Origin of the sequence: Halopenitus malekzadehii, from assembly GCF_900108505.1 — an archaeon.
Lineage (GTDB): Archaea > Halobacteriota > Halobacteria > Halobacteriales > Haloferacaceae > Halopenitus > Halopenitus malekzadehii.
Map to the genome: position 1 here is coordinate 1 of NZ_FNWU01000025.1, position 19,734 is coordinate 19,734.

The following is a 19,734-nucleotide window of genomic DNA, read 5'->3' on the forward strand; positions in this document are numbered from 1 at the left end:
TAGGACTCACTTTGCCATTATTCTCTCTCTTTCCACAAGTCTTGGGGATGTCATTAGAAACATATCCCATTGCATTAGCCATTGTATTAGGTGTTCGTCTTTTTTCTGTTTTAGTTATATTTCCAATCGGATATATGGGGATAATTATGGCAGTAGGTTGGGGAGTTGCGGATGACTATTATAATCTCGGATATGAGGTTAATCCTATTCTTTGGAATTTCACTGTACAGCTCCCAACTTTAGCGGTCATTGCAGCGGTCACGGCCGGTGTACCTACCCCCGTAGTCGCTATGGTTGCTCTTGGAACATTTATTGGTGGATTTTCGTATCTCTTGGCTTATCACAGAGAAGTTGCTTGGGAAGTGAAATGGCGAATCCAGAACCGAACTATCTTCCCAACTTAGCTCCTTGAAAAATTGTTCTTCATTGAGGCTTGTTCTAATAGGTAGTTCTGACAGATTGGACTGAAAATGATACCAGTCTAAATCGGTCAGTACAGACGGAACATAAATCGCTCAAGATGAGCAGGAATTGCATATAGAAAAACCCGATAGAGGAGAGAACAAAGTTTAAATTGAAATATTTCAATGTTCTGATTTCACCGTTCAATACTCGCGGATAATGATGTCGTACACAACAGTGAGCCCAATATAACCAAACACCACTGTGGTTCCCCAAGTATAGACATCTGGGAGAGTGAAAAATGAGACAGCAGAAATAATTAGCAGTGCGAGAGTGAGCTTACTGGTCGCACGGTTCTGCTGGGCCTGTGCCTGTGTCCGTTGACGATCCCTGATCCACTGGAATCCATCTGTAGTCAATTCTTCATAAGTCTCTCCTTCGTCAGGTTGGAAATTGATCAGATCGTGATCATTTAGGAATTCTATGACATCTTGGTATTCTTCAACTGAAAGACCAAGTGGGCCGGCGTTTGATTCGTCTATTTCATCAAAAGTAGTTTGTTCATCGATATACTGTTGATAGTGTAACTCCTCAAGTACTCTTGCCCAGTGAGGTCGATGATCGAGCATATTGATTATCCAAGGGTATCTATTGAGACACTGCCGTACACGTATCGTGGCCGTTTTGAATACCATATCAACGCCGTGAACTGCCTGATTAAATAGTATCCGTGATTCATCAGACATCTATTGAGTGTATGTGCACTCTTTAGCAACCAGCTGTTCCAGACAAGAATATATCTGAAGAAGAGTATTTCAACAGAGCCGAGTGGCTGTAAACGCTGCTTCAAACTATACTTCTCAAACAGATCGGCAGCGGACTTTTGTAACTCTATGCGGTCTCACCCATATGGTCGATCCGACAAACCACTTCCGTGAGGTTCTTGAGATGATTGCCATCGATCAAGCCATAGTTCGTATCGATGTGGATGGATACAAGCCAATAGTTGAGATCTCCCGAATGGCCCACAAGTCAGATCTGTCTCCGATTGAATTCACCCAGAACGCATTCGATATCCTCAGCCACTTTCTCGAACCACATAAAGGGCTGCTCCCGATGGTCAGTATCGCGTACATTCTTGGGGAGCTGTACCGCTGTGACTTCAAAATCCAACCCACAAAATACGCGAGCGCAGCAGGTTACGGAAGCGGTTCGTTATCCGCAACACCCTCCTAACCGCTTCTTGCTTCCTCTACCGGATCGCCAGCTGACCCTCGCACTTCGGACAGACGGCTGTCCCCGCAGTCGACCCGTCGTTGACGACACGGTACTCGTCGCCGTTCCAGTCGCAGTCCTTGCACTGGTACATCGGGCCATCACCCGACATCGTCCACCTCATCGAGGATTAGTTGCTCAACCGAGCGCTCGTGAGCCGGCTTTCGCTCGGTGCCCCATCTGGCCCGCACAGGCAGCCGGTCTTCGTTTACACGGTCGATCACGGATGTTGGCGCGGACCAGGAATCACCGACCCACTCGTCTACCGAATCGATCCCACCCACTGTATCATCGAGATCAAGTGTTTTGCGGGCCTTCTCGATTTTCTCCTTCGCGCGTCCAACCTTCCCTCGGTAATTCCCTAGGCTGATTCCCAGGGCGTCGGCTGCCTCTTTCTCGCGGACCCGGGGGTTGTACCGCCCAATGTAGGCGGCGTACTCCTTCGTGGAGAACAGGGACGCCTCCTGGTCCGCCGTGATCACGTTCACGAGCTCGTCTTTCCAGACCTCGAAGAATCGCCTACAGAACTCCTCGGGTTCGTCGACGTCATCAACATTCTCCAGGGCTTGCGGTTCGACGTCCGGTGTGATCTTAAAGTCGGTGTCGTACCCGTACTGACCTAGACCTTCGGGGTAGAGGTGATACCCCACTGCCATACCAAATTCAGATTCGGTGTTCGCAACAACGTAGGCGTCGTAGTCCTTTTCTTGGAAACGGTTGAGGGTTCGTTTCATACTCAATTGGTGGTACTCCGCGGACTTCCACCCCGGAGCACGTTTGAGGATGAATGCGGCTGTTGTTTCTTCCATACTATCCCCTATGATGGGATAGGAAATAAATCCCCGTATTGGGGATGGAATATACCCAGTAGACCCCCACATCGAAGATCTCGTGCTCGCACTGAAATCCCAATTTGGCGTCCTCACGATTCACACAGCGTCCGATAGCTCGTCAGTCCACCTCCACCAGCGGGACGTTCGAGAGACGTCGATCACATTCTCGTTCAGCAGTCCGTTGTCGGCAACGGAAGCGATCGCGTCACTTCGATCGTCGCGCACTGATGAGGAACGTCGCCATATTGAGTAAGAACACCAGCCTATCTTCCACCTAAAGTGCTGACATATTCAGTGGAATAGCGAGATATAGAAATATGCGGAGATTACGCACTCTCTTGGCGCTTTTCACCTCGCTGTTATCGAGTATGTTCAGCGTCGCACACCCAGCAGTCCCCTTCGTGCTTCGGGCTTCTCTTGCAATAGCGGTGTGTCTCTCTATCCATCCGTCCGGAGTCGCGAAACGAAGCGTTGCTGATCTTCTCGAAGTCTTAACCAACAACCCGTTTCAATAACCTACCGTGTTGGTTAACGCAGTCACTCGACCCAAGCTTACTTCTGGAAACCTTCTCGGAAACAATCGCACGATCGCCAAAATCCGGAGACGGAGTCCGAGATACTACCGTTCTCAGCCATCCCCTGGAAACGTGGAAGCGTCACGCCGCGGCTTATCGGGCCCGTGACCATCTACTCGAGTATGCCCGACCACTCCACATCGACGTCGAACCGATTGACGGTGGATCAGCCAACACGGAGCGCTGACCGCAATCGGACGCTTGTTGATCACGCTGACCCAGCCACGGACGAGATGCTGCTTCCCCCTCTTACCAACGGCGTCACCCTGCTCGACGTCGACAGCGATCGAGGCGTCCCGATCCTGCAGTCGCTCGTGCTCGACCATCTCCTCCTGCACGACGGGCCCGCCTTCTGGGTCGACGCAAATGGACACGCAACGACGACTTCACTTGCCCAAATCGCCCCTAGTCAACGGTTGCTCAACCGAATCCACGTCGCACGCGGATTTACCGCCTACCAGCACTACGGCGCCGTCTGTGATCACCCGACGGCAGTGAACAAGTCGATCCAAATGTCCACCACCGATGCCGGGGCGGCCGGTCGACGGGCACCAGGTCGTGACGACAACACGTCGCCCCACACGCCCGCCCTCATCGTCGTGCCGGCCGTCGACGCCCAGTACCGCGCCGACGATACCCTCGGCGAGACCCACGCGAAAACCCTCCAGGCCCGAACCCTTGCCCGGTTGGCGACCTACGCCGATGGGTACGACATCCCGGTGCTCGTTACCCGAAACGAACGTAACGAATTCACCGAGCCGGTCGCGACGGTTGCCGACCACCACTTGGAGTGCGAGCAGACCCAAATGGGACCACGAATCGTCGGCGACGACTTCGAGACGCTCGTCTATCCCGTCGACGACGGCGCGTACTACCAGACCACGTTCGCGTACTGGCGGCAACTGCTCGCTGCGCGAGCCACGCAGGTCGGCGTGGAACCGACGACGTCGGCGCCGTCGACGCCGACCCCAGAGGGCGTTGGGACAGGCGTCACAGCTGACGGTGAGACGGCATCGCTCACCGCGAATCCCTTCCTCGATGCGTGGACGGCGACCGGCGCCGGAGGGCAATGACGATGGGACGTACGAACCCGACGTATCGGGATGCACTGCGGGCCATCGAGGATCGGTGGGCGGATTTCCGGCGGGCGCTCCGCCGTCGCGACCAACCGCGATTCGACCGGCTATTCGAGTACGCCCGCGAGCACGCCGACGCCAGCGGGCTGTTGAACCACCAGAACCCGCTGCTGCCGGCGCTGCTCAGCATCGATCTCGAACAGGAGGCCCGCCTCGACGACCACGAGGAACGCCTCGAGGAGCTCGAACGGGCACTCGAACAACGGGAAGCGAGCCACGAGCGGGAACACCACCAGGATGGAGCCACTGAATGACGGAACTCGACACCGTTGCGTTCGATATCGAGACAACCGGCTTTGACGTCGACGACCAGCTGACTGTCATCGGGTTCGACACGGACGTTGGCTCCCGGATCTTCCTCAATACGGACGGGCGAGCACCGCCGTCAAATCTCGAAGCACAGATCAACGAAGAATTGGCGAGCTCAGTCTCGATATCGGTCCAGCAGACTGAACGAACCTTGCTAAGCGAGATGGATGCGTTTGTCGAATCGACACTCACTCACCAAGACGTGAAGCTGGTCGCGTATAATGGCGAACGATGGAACGGAGGGTTCGACCTCCCGTTCCTCCGCACGCGGCTCTGTTCCCACGATATCGACTGGCCGTTCACAGAACTGCCGTACATCGACGCGATGGATGTCTTCGAGACACGGTTCAACACGTCGGGAGAGACCTTGACCGCCGTCTACGAGGAACTCATCGGGAGTGGATTAACCGAACTCGATCCGTTCGTCGACAGCGAGGAAGCGGTTGACGCGTGGGAAGAAGGGGACTTCGAGTCGCTCGTACGCCACAACGTCGCGGATATCCGGCGGACACGAGCCTTGATGCGGTTAGCAGAGCGGTACTGCTCGAAATCTGACTTCTCGATGAAATCGCTCGATCCAGTGGCGTGAGGCTGTGTACATCTGTGGATCCCAACGGAATTGTTGGATAACCGATAGGGGCAGAGAATCCTACGGCAGTCTACCAGATAAGCAAGGCGAGTGCCTCGGGGCTTGACCCGAGGCGGTTCACGAATAGGCGTCGTTGAACTCCCGTTCACGGCGCATCAGCTCTTCGACACCGTGCTCGAGAATACCTCGCCCCATTGCCGTCGGCCGATAGTACGTGTAAAAGCCCTGGCTGTCAGCGGTCCGTCGCTGGCGCTTGTCGACAAGCCCGACGTCAACCAGTTCGTCGAGATGGTAGTGGAAATTGTGGGATTCGACATCGACCGCGGCCTTGAGATCGGCAGCACTCAGTTCCTCGTTGGCGACGAGCGTGCGGAGGATCCGGAACCGCGTCGGGTGGCCGATCGCCTGTTGCATCGCGAGGTACTCCTCGAGCGTCAGCCCGCTCTCTTCGGGAAGCGGTGGGTCCGGCTGACGAACCTCCCCTGTTGGTTGGCGATCGGTTTCGGACATTTGAGGGTGCCTCAGGTCTTACGTTGGGACGCCACGTACTTAGTCGTTCTCGACTAGAATATTCCTGAAATCACCGATATTTATATACTACCGTTCCGAATCGACGAGTCGAATGCGGCAACGGATTATCGACAATCTCCCCCGTGCCGCCGGTGATTCGGAAGCGCTCTCCCCAGTCCGGCGGGAACAGTTTCTCGTCTATCTGATGGGCCCATACCGAACGTTCGATGTCGACGCGTTGCTGCCGACGGACGCTGATGTGGAAACCGATGCCCCATCGTTTGCGACGTGGGACGAGAGCAGCGGCGAGTACGCCGAAGACGAGGTCTTGCGGCTCCTGCAGAAGACGCGGGACTGCCTCCGCGACCGCGGGTTTAATGCCTTTCTCGCAATCGACGTCGGGATTCCGCTCGATGAGATGGATGCCGCCACACAGAGTATCGCCTTTGCGCAAGCGAGTAATGCAACGATCTTCATCGCTCCACAGGTCGGCGACAATCTCGGTGTCGGGATCGAGATCGGGAGCGTCCTTGAGGATATTCTGTCGACAGCTGGAATGCAGGGGCCGGCGGCCGATGCAACGTCACCAGCGCGTGCGCGTCGGGTTATGGTCGCGACCGAACCATCGGTTCGAAGTGCGATGCTTGGCGCCGTCCACGCGCGCTGGGACGCCAGTGTCCGGACGTTCACCGATGCCGCGGACTGCTGTCGGCTCTGCGCGCAGTTCTGTACTCACATTCAGAACGAAGAGCTCTATGGCTCGCTCGACCGTCTGGACTGATCGGACTCGCGGTCACCCCGGGAAGACCTCTTCGCCGGAGCTGCTGCGAGAGTCACCCGAGAGCGATACTCATTGTACCTCGGAACCAGTTCGAAAGCTCGTGAGTTCGTCGATTCGGTCTTCCAAGTCTTCGATCTCACTACGGAGGACATCTGCCTCCTCGCTTTCAGTGGCCGCGAGTCGGTCCTTTAATCCCTGCAATCGCGTCTCTTTCACGTCCTCGTTGACGTCGGCTTTCCTGACGTACGCCCGCTCGTCGATATCGTAAACGTCCTGCTCGTGGAGGTCAGTCACGTCAAGTGCGTCATCGACCTTGTCCGGGTCGACTCCGAGGACACGATCCTGATCGATACCGGCGTCCTCCAACGCAGCGAGGACCTCTGTGTCGTCCTTCAGTGACTTCGACCGGCGCGAAGTTCGTTGGACGGAGCCGTACTGGGCATGAACTGGCTGGTCGTGATGGACTCGATCAAGGAGGGTATCGGCGATGTCTTTCCGAAGGTCGTTCGCGCCACGTTGCACGTCCGAGAGTAGCGTGTAAAGATCGATGAGTGTCTCCGTATCCAGGGTGTCCATGCTGGTCGGATCGTGGCGTTCTAATTCATCGATCAACAGGAGTGCATCAGCATAGACGCCGACATCCGGCTCAGTTCTATCGTCAGTCTCGGTAGGGCCCTCACCAATCACCTGGGTGGCAGTCGGGGCGTCCGTTTCAACGAGGATCCCAGCGTCTTCGTCAATCTCGAATTGCGGATGAAGCGTTAGCACGGCAGCATAGGGTTCGGCATCCGGGGGAAGCCGGTCCAGCTCAAAGCCGCCACCCGCATCCTGAACGCGTCGATAGAGCGTTTCGAACTGGTCGCGCTGGAGCGGCTGAGAATCATCCGAGTCCAGAATTTCGATGATGACGCGGTATTCCTGTGTGTCGGTAATACGAAACTGGGTGTGAGAAAGCGGTGTGATGAGAGTGGCCTCCGGAGAACGCTCCTCGGCCGCTTCAAGGAGCGTGTGCCAGTTCTCACTGAACGACATACCGATACTCTCGCTGCTGAGAGCTTAAAATCCCCAGTTCGTCCAGATTGCAGGGTGGACAGAGCTGTCGACAGAAGCTCATCACACTGGCGTACACCCCGATAGCGAATCCACTCTCTCCGAACAACTCATCAATACTGTCGGTACGCATACCCGCATCAACAGCGAAGCGGACGAGCTGTCGCCGAAGCCACGCGCATACTTGTACGAACGGGTAGTAAAATCGGCTATGACGGATGAGAATGAGCCGGTCCAGCATTGCACGGTGGATGAGCCGGTGAATCTTCCGACAGCACTCGAGGCAGCCGCAATCGAGTATCTCGACGTCGACGACCAGCGGACGATCGTGATCTATCAGCACGCGATTCTGATGGTTATCGCCAGTGAGGGACAGGCAACGGCAGCGCGGGAATTTACAGTCGAACTCTGGGAAGAGCCACCGGATGGCCTTCCTCGCGACCCCGATGATCTCATCACAGCATTCCTCGATGAACTACTGGCGACCACCGATGCAGTTCTCGTTGAGTTTGAAGGACAACAGGATACCGAAGACCATGACTGACACAGATACCACAGATCGATTCGTAATCGAAGTCAGCCAAGTGGGTACTGTCGACCACGTTGTCGACCTTGAAGCAGACTCAACGGGCAAGTCGCCGTACGCACCTCGACAGGACTTACCGGGTAAAAAGCTGTGTGACCGGAGTACACGCTCACCCGCAAGCGAGTACATCACACTTCGGGACTACGCCGATTGGAAAGGTGTCGACAAGACGGCATTCGAAGGTGATGCGCCTGACCAGGTATGTTCGTATTGCTGGACAGCGGTAGTAGAACACGCTGAGCGAGGAGAACAGCACGAATGCGATGACATCGACGAACGCATCGGAAAAGTCGGGTATCGCTTGCGATGGAAGCAGAAGGGCCGGGCCCGCGAAGAGTGGTACGACATCGTCGTCAGACCCAAGACAACGATGGCAGAACTCGATGCACTTGTCTGCCGGTTCACGACGCTCGATGATCTCCATCTTCGCATGTACGGACTCGAAGACGAGTACCTCGACTCAACACTCAACGTTATCCCAGACCTCCAGTTCGCTGAAGTCGACGATCCCTCATACAGGAAGGCAAGCGAGATGACGATTGCCGATATCGCCGAACGTGCAGCGCTCTGGAAGGGGGACCGGCTCAGCATGGTCTACGATTTTGGAACCCCCTCTCACTACTACTGCATCGTCAAGGAGGTATACGATTCAGGGGAGATCGAGAATCTCCTCGAAAAACGTGACCCAATCGCAACGACCGAGACAGCCGCGATTATCGACGAAAAACGGCCCGAACAATAGTCACGAGCAGACGGGTGCCCCGCTCTTTTTCACCACACTTCTCGAACACGCAGCCAATGGCTAACTGCCCGTACTGCGAGCAATCCTTCGCGGACGAATCCGAGATCCGCAAACATCTCTATGAGGCCCACGAGTATGACGAACTGGGGCGGATCGACACCAAGCGGGTTGACCAGTACATCGACGACCACGACCTCGAAGAAAACGACGACGATACCACCCGTGCCCAGCAAGACGCGGACGAAGCGGTACACATGTCCCTGGGGACCGACCGCAATGCGGGTGAGCGGTGGGAATTGCATGACGTACAAGCACTATCGACGGAGGAAATTCGGGACAAGCTTGCCGAGCACGGTATCGATACGACTGAGAAGTCGTTCCGTGACCGTGCGGCCGAGGTTGACTCCGCGATAGCCCTCGCCGACCAGTGGGAAACCGACCATGACGTCGACGCGTCGGGGTACGACCAAGATTTCATCTGGATGGCAGCTGAAGTCCTCTGGAGCCGGTGGGCACCCGATCTCCCCTATCAGGAGCAGATCTACGACCTGGTACAGGAAGGTCGAGAACTCCGGGATCAGGGGGACGACGCCGAAGCTTGCCAGCGGTGGCTGACTGCCTGGGAAACCATTATCGCCGTCACACCGGACGACATCACGACACTTGTGGCCGCTGACGATCACCTCCCGAATGTGCTCTCGCTCGAAGCATTCCTGCGGTCGGTCGACAGCGACCTTGCTACCCTGGCAGCGGACGATCCGACCTATCACGAGCGACGCCTCAAATTCTGTCGGGAGGTCTGCACTCAGTTTCCGGATGCACCTGACGAGCTATTCCTTGATTTCCGCCACTTCATCGCTGATTCGCTGACAGAGCTGGGACGACTGGACGAGAGCAGAAACGAGTTCGAGACGCTCATTCGAGACTATCCCAAAGATCCCTGGGCGTACAAGAAACTCGCAGATAGCTACTGGCAGGATGAAGCTGACGAGCCAACAGTCGAAGAGTTGGAACGCGCTGCCAAACTGTACCAGCAGGCCCTAGACGCCGAAGGTTCCCTCGAACAGCCATCAGCCGTCTCTGACCGGATCGGCGAACTCGAACGCCGATTGGCTGACGTGGACACGTCCGAGACACAAGAGGGATAGGTGGTCTCTGTCGACTGGTTCACATCCGAGGCCCAAACTCGTCATCAGACAATCCATTCCTCCTTCTTAACCAACAGTGTGCAGATATGACGCGCATCTGTTGGTTAATTTGTCCATTAAATCGGATCTGTCCTCCGGTCAGGATGGAGCGCGTCCTGCATCGGTCGATAGGTGGTTTCGGCCTCCCCGAATATCTTGAAGTCAGGATGCGTATTGGTCAGCATAACGCGGGTCGAGAAGGACGAGGAGCGGGAAGAGCGCATCAAGATGCGGATCATCGTCGATACTTACAGCCCTGAAGAGCAAGCGTGGGGATGGTACGCGTATCTGGACGACACGATGGACTTCCCGTTCGAAGCACGCTGTGTCACCGAGCGAGAGGAGTCACCGCTAGAGGAAGGCGAAACAGTACGCGTAGTTGGGATGTCCCCGACAGATCCGACTCTCAGCCAGATGTTCGTGACGATCGAGTGGATGGGCAGAGAACTTGGCGTACCACTGGAGCAACTGGAGCCGATCGAAGCCAGTAGTAACACGGACCAAGCGATCGCAGACTGGCAGTACTGGCTCGATCGCTGACAACCAAGCCCCTCGATAGAAAATCCCCAACTACCTTTCAACAGCGAGAGAGTCCCGCCCTTCCCGTGAGGGGTGAGTGTTCCGACGGCTGTCGGAACCGAGACCCGAACAGGGCGGGCGTGAATCGCGTCCGATCTGCTGAGAGACCGTCGTATTCCTGCCGGTCGTGAGTCTCCACCGTAGCGACTCCAGTTTCACTTTCACTCTGGCTGGGCAGTGTTTACCTTTCGACGGAACGCACCGGTAGGTGGTAGATGAAGCGGACCAACACGTTCGCCGTGCGCCCGCTCTCCGCGACTGGAGAGCGACTGCTCCGGGACCTGTTGGACGCTTCCGCCGCGCTCTGGAATGAGGTCAATTACCAGCGCCTCATGCGGTACAACGACGAAGACGGCTTCGAGGGCGACGTCTGGGACGCTGACACAGGCCGTCTCGAAGGGCGATACAAAGGCGTGCTTGGTGCGTCGACCGCCCAACAGGTAATCCGGAAGAACAGCGAAGCGTGGCGGGCGTTCTTCCGCGTGAAAGCCCAGTACCACGATGAGTCGAACACGTCGGTCACGGAACACCCGGACCCACCAGGGTTCCGTGGCAACGAGGACGGTGGCCGACACCTCCGAACCGTCATTCGCAACACCTCCTACACCGTCGAGTGGGGTGAGTGTTCTCGGCTTGAGATACTGGTCGGGAGCGAGTTGAAAGAGAGGTACGACCATCCCGGCCGTCTCCGACTTGAAATCGCTGGCGCTCCCAATTGGCCCGACTACGAAAAGCAAGGCCGGTTAGACCTGTGGTACGACGAGACTGAGAGCACCTTCCGAGCTTCGCAGCCCGTGACTGTTTCCGAGGCTGCACGGGCGACTCCACTGGCCGCAGAGACGGCCGCTCTGGATATTGGTGCGAACACTCTCGTCGCCTGTACCACCACGACCGGGGAACAATATCTGTACGAGGGCCGTGCGTTGTTCCAGCGGTTTCGCGATACGACCCGCCACATTGCTGAGTTGCAGTCCAAGCTACCGGAAGGCCGATACAATAGCGAGCGTATCCGGCGGCTGTACCGTAAGCGAACCCGTCGCCGCGATCACGCTCAAGAGGCGTTGTGTCGTGCCCTGCTGGACCGGTTGTATGAGGACGGCGTGGATACGGTATATGTCGGTGGGTTGACCGACGTGCTGGACACGCATTGGTCGGTCGAAACCAACGCGAAGACTCACAACTTCTGGGCGTTCAAGCACTTCACCGAACGGCTGGCGTGTACCGCTGAAGAATACGGTATCTCCGTTGAAGTCCGGTCGGAGGCGTGGACCAGCCAAGAGTGCCCGCAGTGCGGTTCGACAGATCGGACCACACGGCATAAGGACACGCTCACCTGTCCGTGTGGGTTCGAGGGGCACGCCGACCTGACAGCGTCAGCAACGTTCCTGAAGCGGCAGACAAAACAGGCAGTCAGGCCGATGGCACGGCCCGTGCGGTTCAAGTGGGACGACCACACCTGGTCGGGGAAACCACACCCTCACGAACGTCCCAACGAACAGCGCACAGACCGGAGTACCGTCCACCGGGACGGGAATGTTGCCTCCGGGGGCTCTCAGCCCGGCTGAGACTCCCACGGAGGAAACCGCGCCCTTCAGGGCGCGGAGGATGTCATTCGTCGACTTCTGGGCGAGCGCAGACGAGTACTGGGAGGCCGTCGGCGGCGATCCGCCGCGGCCGTACTGACCATACACCACCCGCCACCACTACACTCCAAAAATGACCACGCTCCACATCACCGTTGGCGACCGAGAACAGCTCCGTGAGGACGCACTCCAGTTCGTCCACGCCGCCGAGACGGACACGCTCGACAACCAGGACGGGGCGGCGACACTCCAGTTCGGAACCTACGACGATCTCGTCGACAGCCTCACCCCGCTCCGTCTCGAACTCATTCAGGCGATCGCCGAACACGCACCCGAAAGTATGCGGGAGGCCGCCCGTCTCGTTGACCGTGATGTGTCCGACGTCCATTCGGATCTGAAGCACTTGGAAACGCTGGGTATTCTTGAACTGAAAGAAGGCGGCCCCGGCGGGGCAATGCAACCCACCGTCCCGTTCGACCGGATCGAGATGCACATTGACTACCCACTCATCAACGATATCGATGGGGATGAAGCATCGGTGAGCGCATAGTCCCAGCACGCAGAGCAATGTCCGAAGAGAAAACCCGGGTCGAGTTCGACGCTCCGAAGTCTCTCGTCGAACGCATCGATACCGTCGCTGAGGTTCTCGATATCCCACGAACCCAGCTTCTCATCGACGCCATAGAGAACAAACTCGACGAACTCGCAAACGAGGAAACGTTCCGCCGGCGATTGAGCAACGCCTACTACGACGGGCGCACCGACTACGATACCGTCGAAACGATTCTCGGCCGTGAGGAAGCGATGCGCCTGAAATTCCTCCGAGAATCGATTGACCAGTCATCCGCCATACCCGAACTCAAGGACGATCTCCCAAGCGATGATTCCTTCTACGACGGCGGGGTTTGTCGTCAAGAGTGAAGCGAAGGGGTTCGTCAACAAAGCGGCTTTCACAGTATATCCACGGCAGCTGTTACATTGCTACGTCTTAACCAACATTCGGTGCGTATCCCCGGATGTGTTGGTTAACGTCGACTAACGGATTCCGGAAACCGTTCCGGAAGCGGACGACGACGGACAACAAGCTAGAATATGGCGTTGAGGACGCTTTTCGAGCCCGTTTGCTGAAGCCCGGAAGTGACACGCCGTCGCTTATCGGATTCGGATGCCCAGTGGATTGGTGAATAACAAATGTCGTTCACCATCGACTTCCTTGACGACGGCCGCGTCCTGGAGTGGGAGGCAACCGCCGACGGCACCGTCGCGACCGAGCGCCATGACTATACCCCACGCTTCTACATCGCCCCTCGCGACCCTGATGCCGACCTCGACCTCACGACCCTCCAGTCGGTGTACGATCAGCAACCGGACGTCGTCGCGACCGAACTGGTTGCGCGACGGCCGGGCTTTCGACGAGACGAGGAGACAGTCCTCGCGGTCGACGTCGCCCACATCGACCGCGTCACTCCACTCGCCCGGCAAGCGCGCCAGCTGTCGGCCTATCCAGTCGGGGATCTCGCCTGTTTCAACGTCGACTTCTCGCGAGAGTTCCGATACTGTCTAGAGACCGGCGCCGATCCGACGCCAGCGAGCGAGCTGTCGACGCTCCGGCTTAGCGTGCCGGTGACCGAAATGAGCAACGACGTCTATGGGGAGCTGTCTGTCGCCGGCGACACCGTCACCGGCTCGCCGACGGATATCGTGACCGCCGTTCAGGGTGCGCTCGAAACGCACGATCCAGATGTCCTGGTCTGCTCGACGAGCGAGATCGTCCCGACCCTGTACGGGATGGCGACGGCTGCCGGCGTCGACGACTTCTCGCTGAGTCGATGGCCTGGTGTCGACTACCAACAGCTCGCGAGCCGGTCGACGTACTCGAGCTACGGTCGCGTCGGTCACTCGCCGGCGCGGTACAACGTGCCCGGCCGCGTGATCATCGACGAGTCGAACACGTTCTTCTACGGGGAGACGAACCTCGACGGCGTCCTCGACCTCGTATCGCGCTCGACAAAGCCCGTCCAGGAGCTCGCGTGGGCGTCGATCGGGAACGTCCTCACCGCCATCCAGATCTGTGAGGCCAACGACCGCGACGTCCTCGTACCGTGGAACTCCTGGCGTCACGAGTTCTACAAGTCGATGGGGACGCTCCACGACGCCGACCGCGGCGGATTCATCTTCGCACCCGAGGTCGGCCTGCACGAGGATGTTCACGAACTCGATTTCTCGAGCCTGTATCCGAACATCATCTGTACCCGGAACGTGTCGCCCGACGTCATCCGGTGTGATTGTCATCGCAACCGTGACGACGTCCCCGGTCTCGGATACTCGATCTGCGACGACCGGGGCTATCTCGTCGACGTGCTACAGCCGATCATCGACGCTCGCGACGAGATCAAGGCGGACATTCGTCGCGAGAAGGATCGTTCCGATCCCGACGAGAACCAACTGGTGGAACTCGAGGGACGGTCGGGAGCGTTGAAGTGGATACTCGTCGCCTGCTTCGGGTATCAGGGGTTCAGCAACGCGAAGTTCGGCCGCATCGAGTGTCACGAGACGATCAACGCGTTCGCTCGCGAGATTTTGTTGACGGCAAAGCAACGACTAGAAGCTGGCGGCTGGCGGGTTGTTCACGGCATCGTCGACTCCATCTGGGTGACCCCGGACCCCGATGTCGACGATAGTGCTCGCGAAGACCTCGAGGCACTCGCGACGGCGATCACCAAGCGTGTCGAGATCCGGCTCGAACACGAAGCCCACTACGACTGGGTGGCGTTTGTGCCGCAGCGCGAGAGTGATGCCGGCGCGTTGACGAAGTACTTCGGCAAAGTGGCTGGTGACGACGAGTTTAAGATCAGAGGCATCGAGGCTCGGCAGCGGTCGACGCCGGCGTTCGTTGAGGACGTCCAGCGGGACTGTCTTGACCGGCTCGATGCCACGCGGTCCCCAGAAGCGGTGCTCGGAGTCCTTGAGAGAGCGATCGAAGAACTCCATAATGATGACGTTGCTGTGGAGCGGCTCGTCGAACGGAATCGCGTCTCCAAACCGCTCGAAGGCTACACGCAGAATACACGGAACGTGGCGGCACTCGAACGGGCTCGCGATCAGGACCTCGACGTCCATCCAGGACAGGATATCGAGTACGTGGTCGTCGACGATGAGAAATCCTCGCGGGACCGCGTCGCCCTCGCCCACGAAAGAATTGACTCCTACGACCCCTCATACTACGAGACGCAGCTCGTCAGAGCTGTCGAGAGTGTGCTATCACCGCTTGGCTGGGACCGAGCGGAGATCCAGCAGGAACTTGCAGCGCTCGAAGACGCCACGTTGAGTTCATTCGGACCAACCAGCGACCTGTCATAGCGGACTGACCTGCCACCCCACGTTTCCGTCGTAATTTTCGATCCTCTCGTTTCCGTCGATTGCGGACACACCCGGGGATGAGTAACGAACTACTGCTGGTCCGACCGTTGCTACCTCAGCGTCTGCTGTTCGTTCAGCCAGTTCTTCGCAAGCTCGTTGAAGTCAATCGAGTCGAATCGAGAGACTGCCTCAAGTACCTCAATGGCCGTCGACGGCTCGACGCGGAGTTCGAACGTGTAGGCCTCGCCGCCAACGGATCCGGAAGCGGATTTCCGGGCATAAATGATGCTCAGCATATCGAGCTCGATGAGATGGTCACGCATCCGACGTTGAGCCAGGCGGTCAGCGTCAATGTGATCTGAAAGTGACTTATAGACATCATAGACGTCACGAGTCCGAATTCCGGAGTGGCCTGCGAGTTCGAGAATCGTCACCGCTGCCAGCGCGAGGTGGCCCTGTGTCGTGAGCTGCTCCATCCCTTCAATGATGAGCTCTCGCTCAGCTTCGCCCTGAGCGGTTCGGACGTGCTTTTCTTCGACACGTGCATCACCCTCAGACTCGGCGATTGCGGCAGCTTTTCGGAGGTACTTGATCGCCTGGCGGGCGCTCCCTTTGTCCTGTGCAGCGTATGCTGCACAGAGCGGAATCACGTCGTCAGATAGGACTTCTGAATCGATACGGAGGAGCGTACAATCGGTCCGATCGGCGTTTATTTCGTCGAAGGCCTTGGCAAGCGAGCCATCGTCGTCATCCAGATCGATATTGATCTCGAATTCCTCGCCCTCGGGTGTCTCATACACGAGCGATGTGTCACGGAATGCCTTGCTCGCACGGCGGGATAGGATGTCGCGGAGTTCGTTCGCATCGTAGGGCGCAAAGAAAATCGAGTCGTCGTAGAGGCTGTCTTTTGCGGCAGGGTCGAGGTTATCACGCCATTGGAGATCGTTGCTGATGCCTATTATCGATGGATAGACATCGTCGTTGACGTAGTCCTTATCCCGTGCACGAGGGAGTGAGTAGAGGATTTTGTCGTCCGTACCGAGATTGTCGATCTCGTCGAGAACGATGATGACGGTCCCACCGATCTCGTTCATCGCGTCCCAGAGGTGGTCGAGTACCTTCTGCATCGGATGTCCATTGGGGTTCTCGGTACCGAGTTCCTCACAGAGTCCACACGCGAGCGTGTAGCTTGAGGAGATCCCCTCACAGGAGAAGAACACGGTTGTCAGGTCAAGGTTCTGAGCGTCGGCAAATGCCTCTAGTTCGGCCAACTCGGCCTTCGCGGCCGCTGTCTTCCCCTGGCCAGCCTTCCCCGAGAGGAACGTGTTCTCGGCGCCGGCGCCACGGGCTGCGGGCTTCAACGACCGTCGAAGCTTCAAGATTTCGTCCTGCCGCTCCGGCAGCGTCGTCGGGGTGTGGCCCTCTTTGAGATAGTCCTCACCGCCGACCGCGAAGATTTCGGAGGTCGTCGAGTACGGAGACGAGTCCATCGTGCATATTTCGTGTACCCGACCCACATAAACCCCCGTGTCCGTAATGTCCGGCTTGTCCGAGTAACCCCCCACCTCGTCCGGAATACCCTGTTTCGGGGACACGTAGATTATTCATACAGTTCCTTTGGGCAGGAACCTACCCGGCCCCCCGGGGTTGTCCGCAATTATTCGAGAAATGGTGGGGTGGGGATAGTCAGCTCAGATGGGTTGATTTCAGGAGAAATAGCCGATTCAGGGTGACATTGCCGATTGCTGGGTAATGTATATAATAAATCTTTCTATTAGTAGTAGTATATAGTAGGTAGAGTGGTTAGATCGGTGTTTTACAGCTACAACTACAACTATTCAAGTACTATGAGTACTGTATCGTTTCCGTCCCGATACACTCCTTCCATAGAATTACAGACATCCCCGGGGGCGGGGGTTGGGATACCCGTCCTCTCCTCGTCGAACGTATCCGTCAGACAACGCTAACGTGGAAAGGTTGCTAGAGCATCCGAGAAAGCTGTTATCGGCCATCGACAGCTAGTTACCAGTTCGAGCGGCTCCGGCTCAGCTACGTAGTTTGTGAGTTTCCTTCCCTAACCTACATTGATGAATTGCGGACAACCCCGGGGGTGGGGGAGCTATCCAAGTGATGTCTGTTCTACAACGTCGACGAGTCACGACTACCGCACTGATGATCCCCAGTGATAACTTAAGCCTAATTCCAACAGATGGCGTGGGCTTGTAACTATATTTCCGAGGTCGATGGATCGGCATAGTTGATGAAGTTTGAAAATGAAGACGTCTATGCCGGACTGGGTATCACGTACGTAGTTGTGACATCCTCGGGCATCCGTTGGAACTACCAACGCTGACGGAACTCGACTACGTCAACCCGAGCAAGAGCCAGACGACGATTCGCTAGTACCACCAGCAGCTCGTTGACGCTTGTCTCGTCGAAGAAGTGCTCCTGCCAGAGGACCGTCGGCAAAACGATCTCCCGTACAAATTTATAGGATCAATGGAGCAGTCGACAGTTCCTCGAGGAGCACAAGCTCCTCCGCGCACAAGACACGTTTCAAGGATTAATCACCGCGGAGGAACAGTACAGCGAGAGACAGCCGAGTTTCTCGACACGCACCCGTTGAACGTATTCGACGAGCGAATCGACGATCTCGTGGACGTACTCGATGCACTGATATGGGACAATACGACCCCACGTGTTCCAAAACAAGCCGTCCGCTGAATATTCATCTCAACAAACCAAAGAATCATACAACACATCGGTATTTGTCTTGCAGTATCGAACGACGATTGAATCCTGGTGACGGTAGCCTTTCTCGCGCTCATAGCTGCGAACGTCCGGTTTCGCAGTCGTTCACGCCCGAGCGATTCGCAGACTACTGGGCTTGACGATACGGATTTACGCCTGGGACTCTAACGGAACTGATGACACAACGATCCCTCCTTGTTCGCGCGCTGTGGTTCGTGTTCGTCGGCTGGTGGGTAACACCGATCGTCGTCAACACTGCGTGGCTACTCAACATCACGGTCATCCTGCTTCCGATCGGTATCAAGCTGATCAACCTCGTACCGACGGTGCTTACTCTCGCTGAGCCGCGGTCGATTTCGGAGCCTGAATCGGCGCGGGGGCAACGCTCGCTCGCCGTTCGAGCGATCTACTTCGTCCTCGTTGGGTGGTGGTTGAGTCTGCTTTGGGCGAACGTGGCGTCGTTCCTCGCCATCACGATCGTGGGGCTCCCGATCGCAATCTGGATGCTCAACCGGCTGCCATACGTCACGTCACTGTACCGGTTTCACGGGTGATCCTGGCGGTCACTGCCCGGTCGGTGATGTCTACTCTGTTGAGTCCACAGAAGGCGACGGGATAGTGTCGCTCTGAAGGTGGAAGCGAAGCGGAAGAGGAGGTTGGTCACATTCGACTCTTCCGCGTCGTTAAGCAAGCCGTGTCGCTGGCTCAAAAGCGCTGTGCCGCCAGTCCAACGACGGTGAGTGATCCGACTCGCAACGGATTTTCTGGGTGGAAGCATATCACGCTCCACTTTTTGTGGATTCATATGGACGCGACGTACAACAAGAACTCCCAGGGACACGTGAGCCAGAGCTAACCGATTTCCAGTGACCGAGTAATGAGTGATTTCAACGGAGGTTCACGGTCACACTCCCTCCCCCGTCATCGATGTAAAAATCGGTTCAGCCTCTGACCCTCTTGATGTTCACCGTTCGAATTTCATTTTGCACACGGGGTGTTCTCGCTCGACCTGTTACTCAATTCATCTCTTACACGGAGTCTCTGGTAAGTCTGTTTCATCCCAAGGGTTGTATAGATCACCTCCAAAATACAAAATCGGTTTAGTGGAACTGTACCGTTGGAATATGGCATATTTACACTTCGAACACGGGGTGTAGTAAGGCGGATACACTCGTAATCAGGGGTGTGGTCTGTCTCGGCTGAAAAATTTGCTCAAACTGCAGAATCTCGTTCTACTGATCGAACGTTATAGCGTCTCTATCGCCTATTAACTGGTGAATTTGTTCTGAATTCTTTCTTGTATCTACTGTTTTCACTCTGGACGAGGGGTGTGTAATCACTACTTTCCAGAATGCCTCAATATCAAATAGCACACGGGGTGTCCATCAGATTATAGTAGACGTTAGAAATAGTTGCTCACTTTTGGGATAGAAATTTGGTCAAGAGCGGTATCGATTGCCGTTGTAAGTTCGTCGAGTGAATCGAA

At 56.7% G+C, this 19,734-nt stretch carries 20 protein-coding genes and 1 pseudogene; 16 read left to right on the forward strand and 5 right to left on the reverse strand.

Annotated features, from left to right (window positions below):
• Positions 1 to 404: hypothetical protein (locus BLW38_RS16030; protein WP_218143078.1), on the forward strand; the 404-nt coding region annotated here is incomplete at its 5' end.
• A 201-nt stretch (positions 405 to 605) separates the two neighbouring features.
• Here BLW38_RS16030 and BLW38_RS14775 read toward each other — a convergent pair.
• Complete coding sequence (locus BLW38_RS14775; RefSeq protein ID WP_092817965.1) at positions 606 to 1,031, reverse strand: hypothetical protein; 426 nt, start codon at positions 1,029 to 1,031, stop codon at positions 606 to 608.
• Between the two features lie 280 nt (positions 1,032 to 1,311).
• On the opposite strand from BLW38_RS14775, the gene BLW38_RS14780 reads away from it, so the two are divergent.
• Positions 1,312 to 1,638 (forward strand): hypothetical protein, encoded by a 327-nt coding sequence (locus tag BLW38_RS14780; protein ID WP_143040916.1) that lies wholly within the window; start codon positions 1,312 to 1,314, stop codon positions 1,636 to 1,638.
• Positions 1,639 to 1,778: 140 nt separating this feature from the next.
• On the opposite strand, the gene BLW38_RS14785 is transcribed toward BLW38_RS14780, so the two are convergent.
• Positions 1,779 to 2,486, reverse strand: a complete 708-nt coding sequence (locus tag BLW38_RS14785; RefSeq protein WP_092817967.1) for a hypothetical protein — start codon at positions 2,484 to 2,486, stop codon at positions 1,779 to 1,781.
• Between the two features lie 721 nt (positions 2,487 to 3,207).
• Here BLW38_RS14785 and BLW38_RS14790 point away from each other — a divergent pair.
• From BLW38_RS14790 to BLW38_RS14800, 3 genes are read left to right on the forward strand one after another with little or no spacing between them, the layout of a single operon-like run.
• Positions 3,208 to 4,158 carry a hypothetical protein gene (locus BLW38_RS14790; RefSeq protein WP_177167539.1) on the forward strand — a complete coding sequence of 317 codons (951 nt, stop codon included), beginning with the start codon at positions 3,208 to 3,210 and terminating at the stop codon, positions 4,156 to 4,158.
• Between the two features lie 2 nt (positions 4,159 to 4,160).
• Positions 4,161 to 4,475 carry a hypothetical protein gene (locus BLW38_RS14795; protein WP_092817981.1) on the forward strand — a complete coding sequence of 105 codons (315 nt, stop codon included), beginning with the start codon at positions 4,161 to 4,163 and terminating at the stop codon, positions 4,473 to 4,475.
• A complete protein-coding gene (locus tag BLW38_RS14800; RefSeq protein ID WP_092817969.1) occupies positions 4,472 to 5,119 on the forward strand; it encodes a ribonuclease H-like domain-containing protein in 648 nt (215 codons plus the stop codon). The genes BLW38_RS14795 and BLW38_RS14800 overlap by 4 nt, the downstream gene beginning before the upstream one ends.
• Before the next feature lie 117 nt (positions 5,120 to 5,236).
• Here the strand turns inward: BLW38_RS14800 and BLW38_RS14805 are convergent, their stop codons facing one another.
• Complete coding sequence (locus BLW38_RS14805; RefSeq protein WP_092817970.1) at positions 5,237 to 5,629, reverse strand: winged helix-turn-helix domain-containing protein; 393 nt, start codon at positions 5,627 to 5,629, stop codon at positions 5,237 to 5,239.
• A gap of 112 nt (positions 5,630 to 5,741) precedes the next feature.
• Here BLW38_RS14805 and BLW38_RS14810 point away from each other — a divergent pair, with 112 nt between their 5' ends.
• Positions 5,742 to 6,410, forward strand: coding sequence for a DUF7509 family protein (locus BLW38_RS14810; RefSeq protein ID WP_092817971.1), 669 nt, complete (start codon positions 5,742 to 5,744; stop codon positions 6,408 to 6,410).
• A gap of 69 nt (positions 6,411 to 6,479) precedes the next feature.
• Here BLW38_RS14810 and BLW38_RS14815 read toward each other — a convergent pair whose 3' ends face one another.
• Positions 6,480 to 7,442 (reverse strand): hypothetical protein, encoded by a 963-nt coding sequence (locus tag BLW38_RS14815; protein WP_092817972.1) that lies wholly within the window; start codon positions 7,440 to 7,442, stop codon positions 6,480 to 6,482.
• A 229-nt stretch (positions 7,443 to 7,671) separates the two neighbouring features.
• Here BLW38_RS14815 and BLW38_RS14820 point away from each other — a divergent pair, with 229 nt between their 5' ends.
• The 8 genes from BLW38_RS14820 to BLW38_RS14855 all read left to right on the forward strand — a co-directional run bounded on the left by BLW38_RS14820 (position 7,672) and on the right by BLW38_RS14855 (position 15,497).
• Positions 7,672 to 8,004 (forward strand): hypothetical protein, encoded by a 333-nt coding sequence (locus BLW38_RS14820; RefSeq protein WP_092817973.1) that lies wholly within the window; start codon positions 7,672 to 7,674, stop codon positions 8,002 to 8,004.
• The gene (locus BLW38_RS14825) at positions 7,997 to 8,788 is read left to right on the forward strand and encodes a hypothetical protein (protein ID WP_092817974.1); all 792 of its coding nucleotides are present in this window, start codon (positions 7,997 to 7,999) and stop codon (positions 8,786 to 8,788) included. Before BLW38_RS14820 ends, BLW38_RS14825 begins: the two co-directional genes overlap by 8 nt.
• Before the next feature lie 56 nt (positions 8,789 to 8,844).
• A complete protein-coding gene (locus tag BLW38_RS14830; RefSeq protein WP_092817975.1) occupies positions 8,845 to 9,936 on the forward strand; it encodes a tetratricopeptide repeat protein in 1,092 nt (363 codons plus the stop codon).
• A gap of 222 nt (positions 9,937 to 10,158) precedes the next feature.
• A complete protein-coding gene (locus BLW38_RS14835; protein ID WP_092817982.1) occupies positions 10,159 to 10,515 on the forward strand; it encodes a calcium-binding protein in 357 nt (118 codons plus the stop codon).
• Positions 10,516 to 10,769: 254 nt separating this feature from the next.
• Positions 10,770 to 12,119, forward strand: a complete 1,350-nt coding sequence (locus tag BLW38_RS14840) for an RNA-guided endonuclease InsQ/TnpB family protein (protein WP_092817976.1) — start codon at positions 10,770 to 10,772, stop codon at positions 12,117 to 12,119.
• A 151-nt stretch (positions 12,120 to 12,270) separates the two neighbouring features.
• A complete protein-coding gene (locus tag BLW38_RS14845) occupies positions 12,271 to 12,687 on the forward strand; it encodes an HVO_A0114 family putative DNA-binding protein (RefSeq protein ID WP_092817977.1) in 417 nt (138 codons plus the stop codon).
• Positions 12,688 to 12,704: 17 nt separating this feature from the next.
• A complete protein-coding gene (locus BLW38_RS14850; RefSeq protein WP_092817978.1) occupies positions 12,705 to 13,058 on the forward strand; it encodes a hypothetical protein in 354 nt (117 codons plus the stop codon).
• A gap of 270 nt (positions 13,059 to 13,328) precedes the next feature.
• Positions 13,329 to 15,497 (forward strand): type B DNA-directed DNA polymerase, encoded by a 2,169-nt coding sequence (locus BLW38_RS14855; protein ID WP_092817979.1) that lies wholly within the window; start codon positions 13,329 to 13,331, stop codon positions 15,495 to 15,497.
• Between the two features lie 110 nt (positions 15,498 to 15,607).
• On the opposite strand, the gene BLW38_RS14860 is transcribed toward BLW38_RS14855, so the two are convergent.
• Positions 15,608 to 16,987 carry a Cdc6/Cdc18 family protein gene (locus tag BLW38_RS14860; RefSeq protein ID WP_092817983.1) on the reverse strand — a complete coding sequence of 460 codons (1,380 nt, stop codon included), beginning with the start codon at positions 16,985 to 16,987 and terminating at the stop codon, positions 15,608 to 15,610.
• 826 nt (positions 16,988 to 17,813) lie between these two features.
• Between BLW38_RS14860 and BLW38_RS16885 the strand changes: the two are divergent.
• Both BLW38_RS16885 and BLW38_RS14870 read left to right on the forward strand, forming a co-directional pair.
• Positions 17,814 to 18,123 (forward strand): annotated as a pseudogene (locus tag BLW38_RS16885) (transcriptional regulator); the annotation flags it as partial.
• A 301-nt stretch (positions 18,124 to 18,424) separates the two neighbouring features.
• On the forward strand, positions 18,425 to 18,802 hold the full coding sequence (locus BLW38_RS14870; protein ID WP_092817980.1) for a YccF domain-containing protein: 378 nt from the start codon (positions 18,425 to 18,427) through the stop codon (positions 18,800 to 18,802).
• The last annotated feature ends 932 nt before the right edge of the window (positions 18,803 to 19,734 follow it).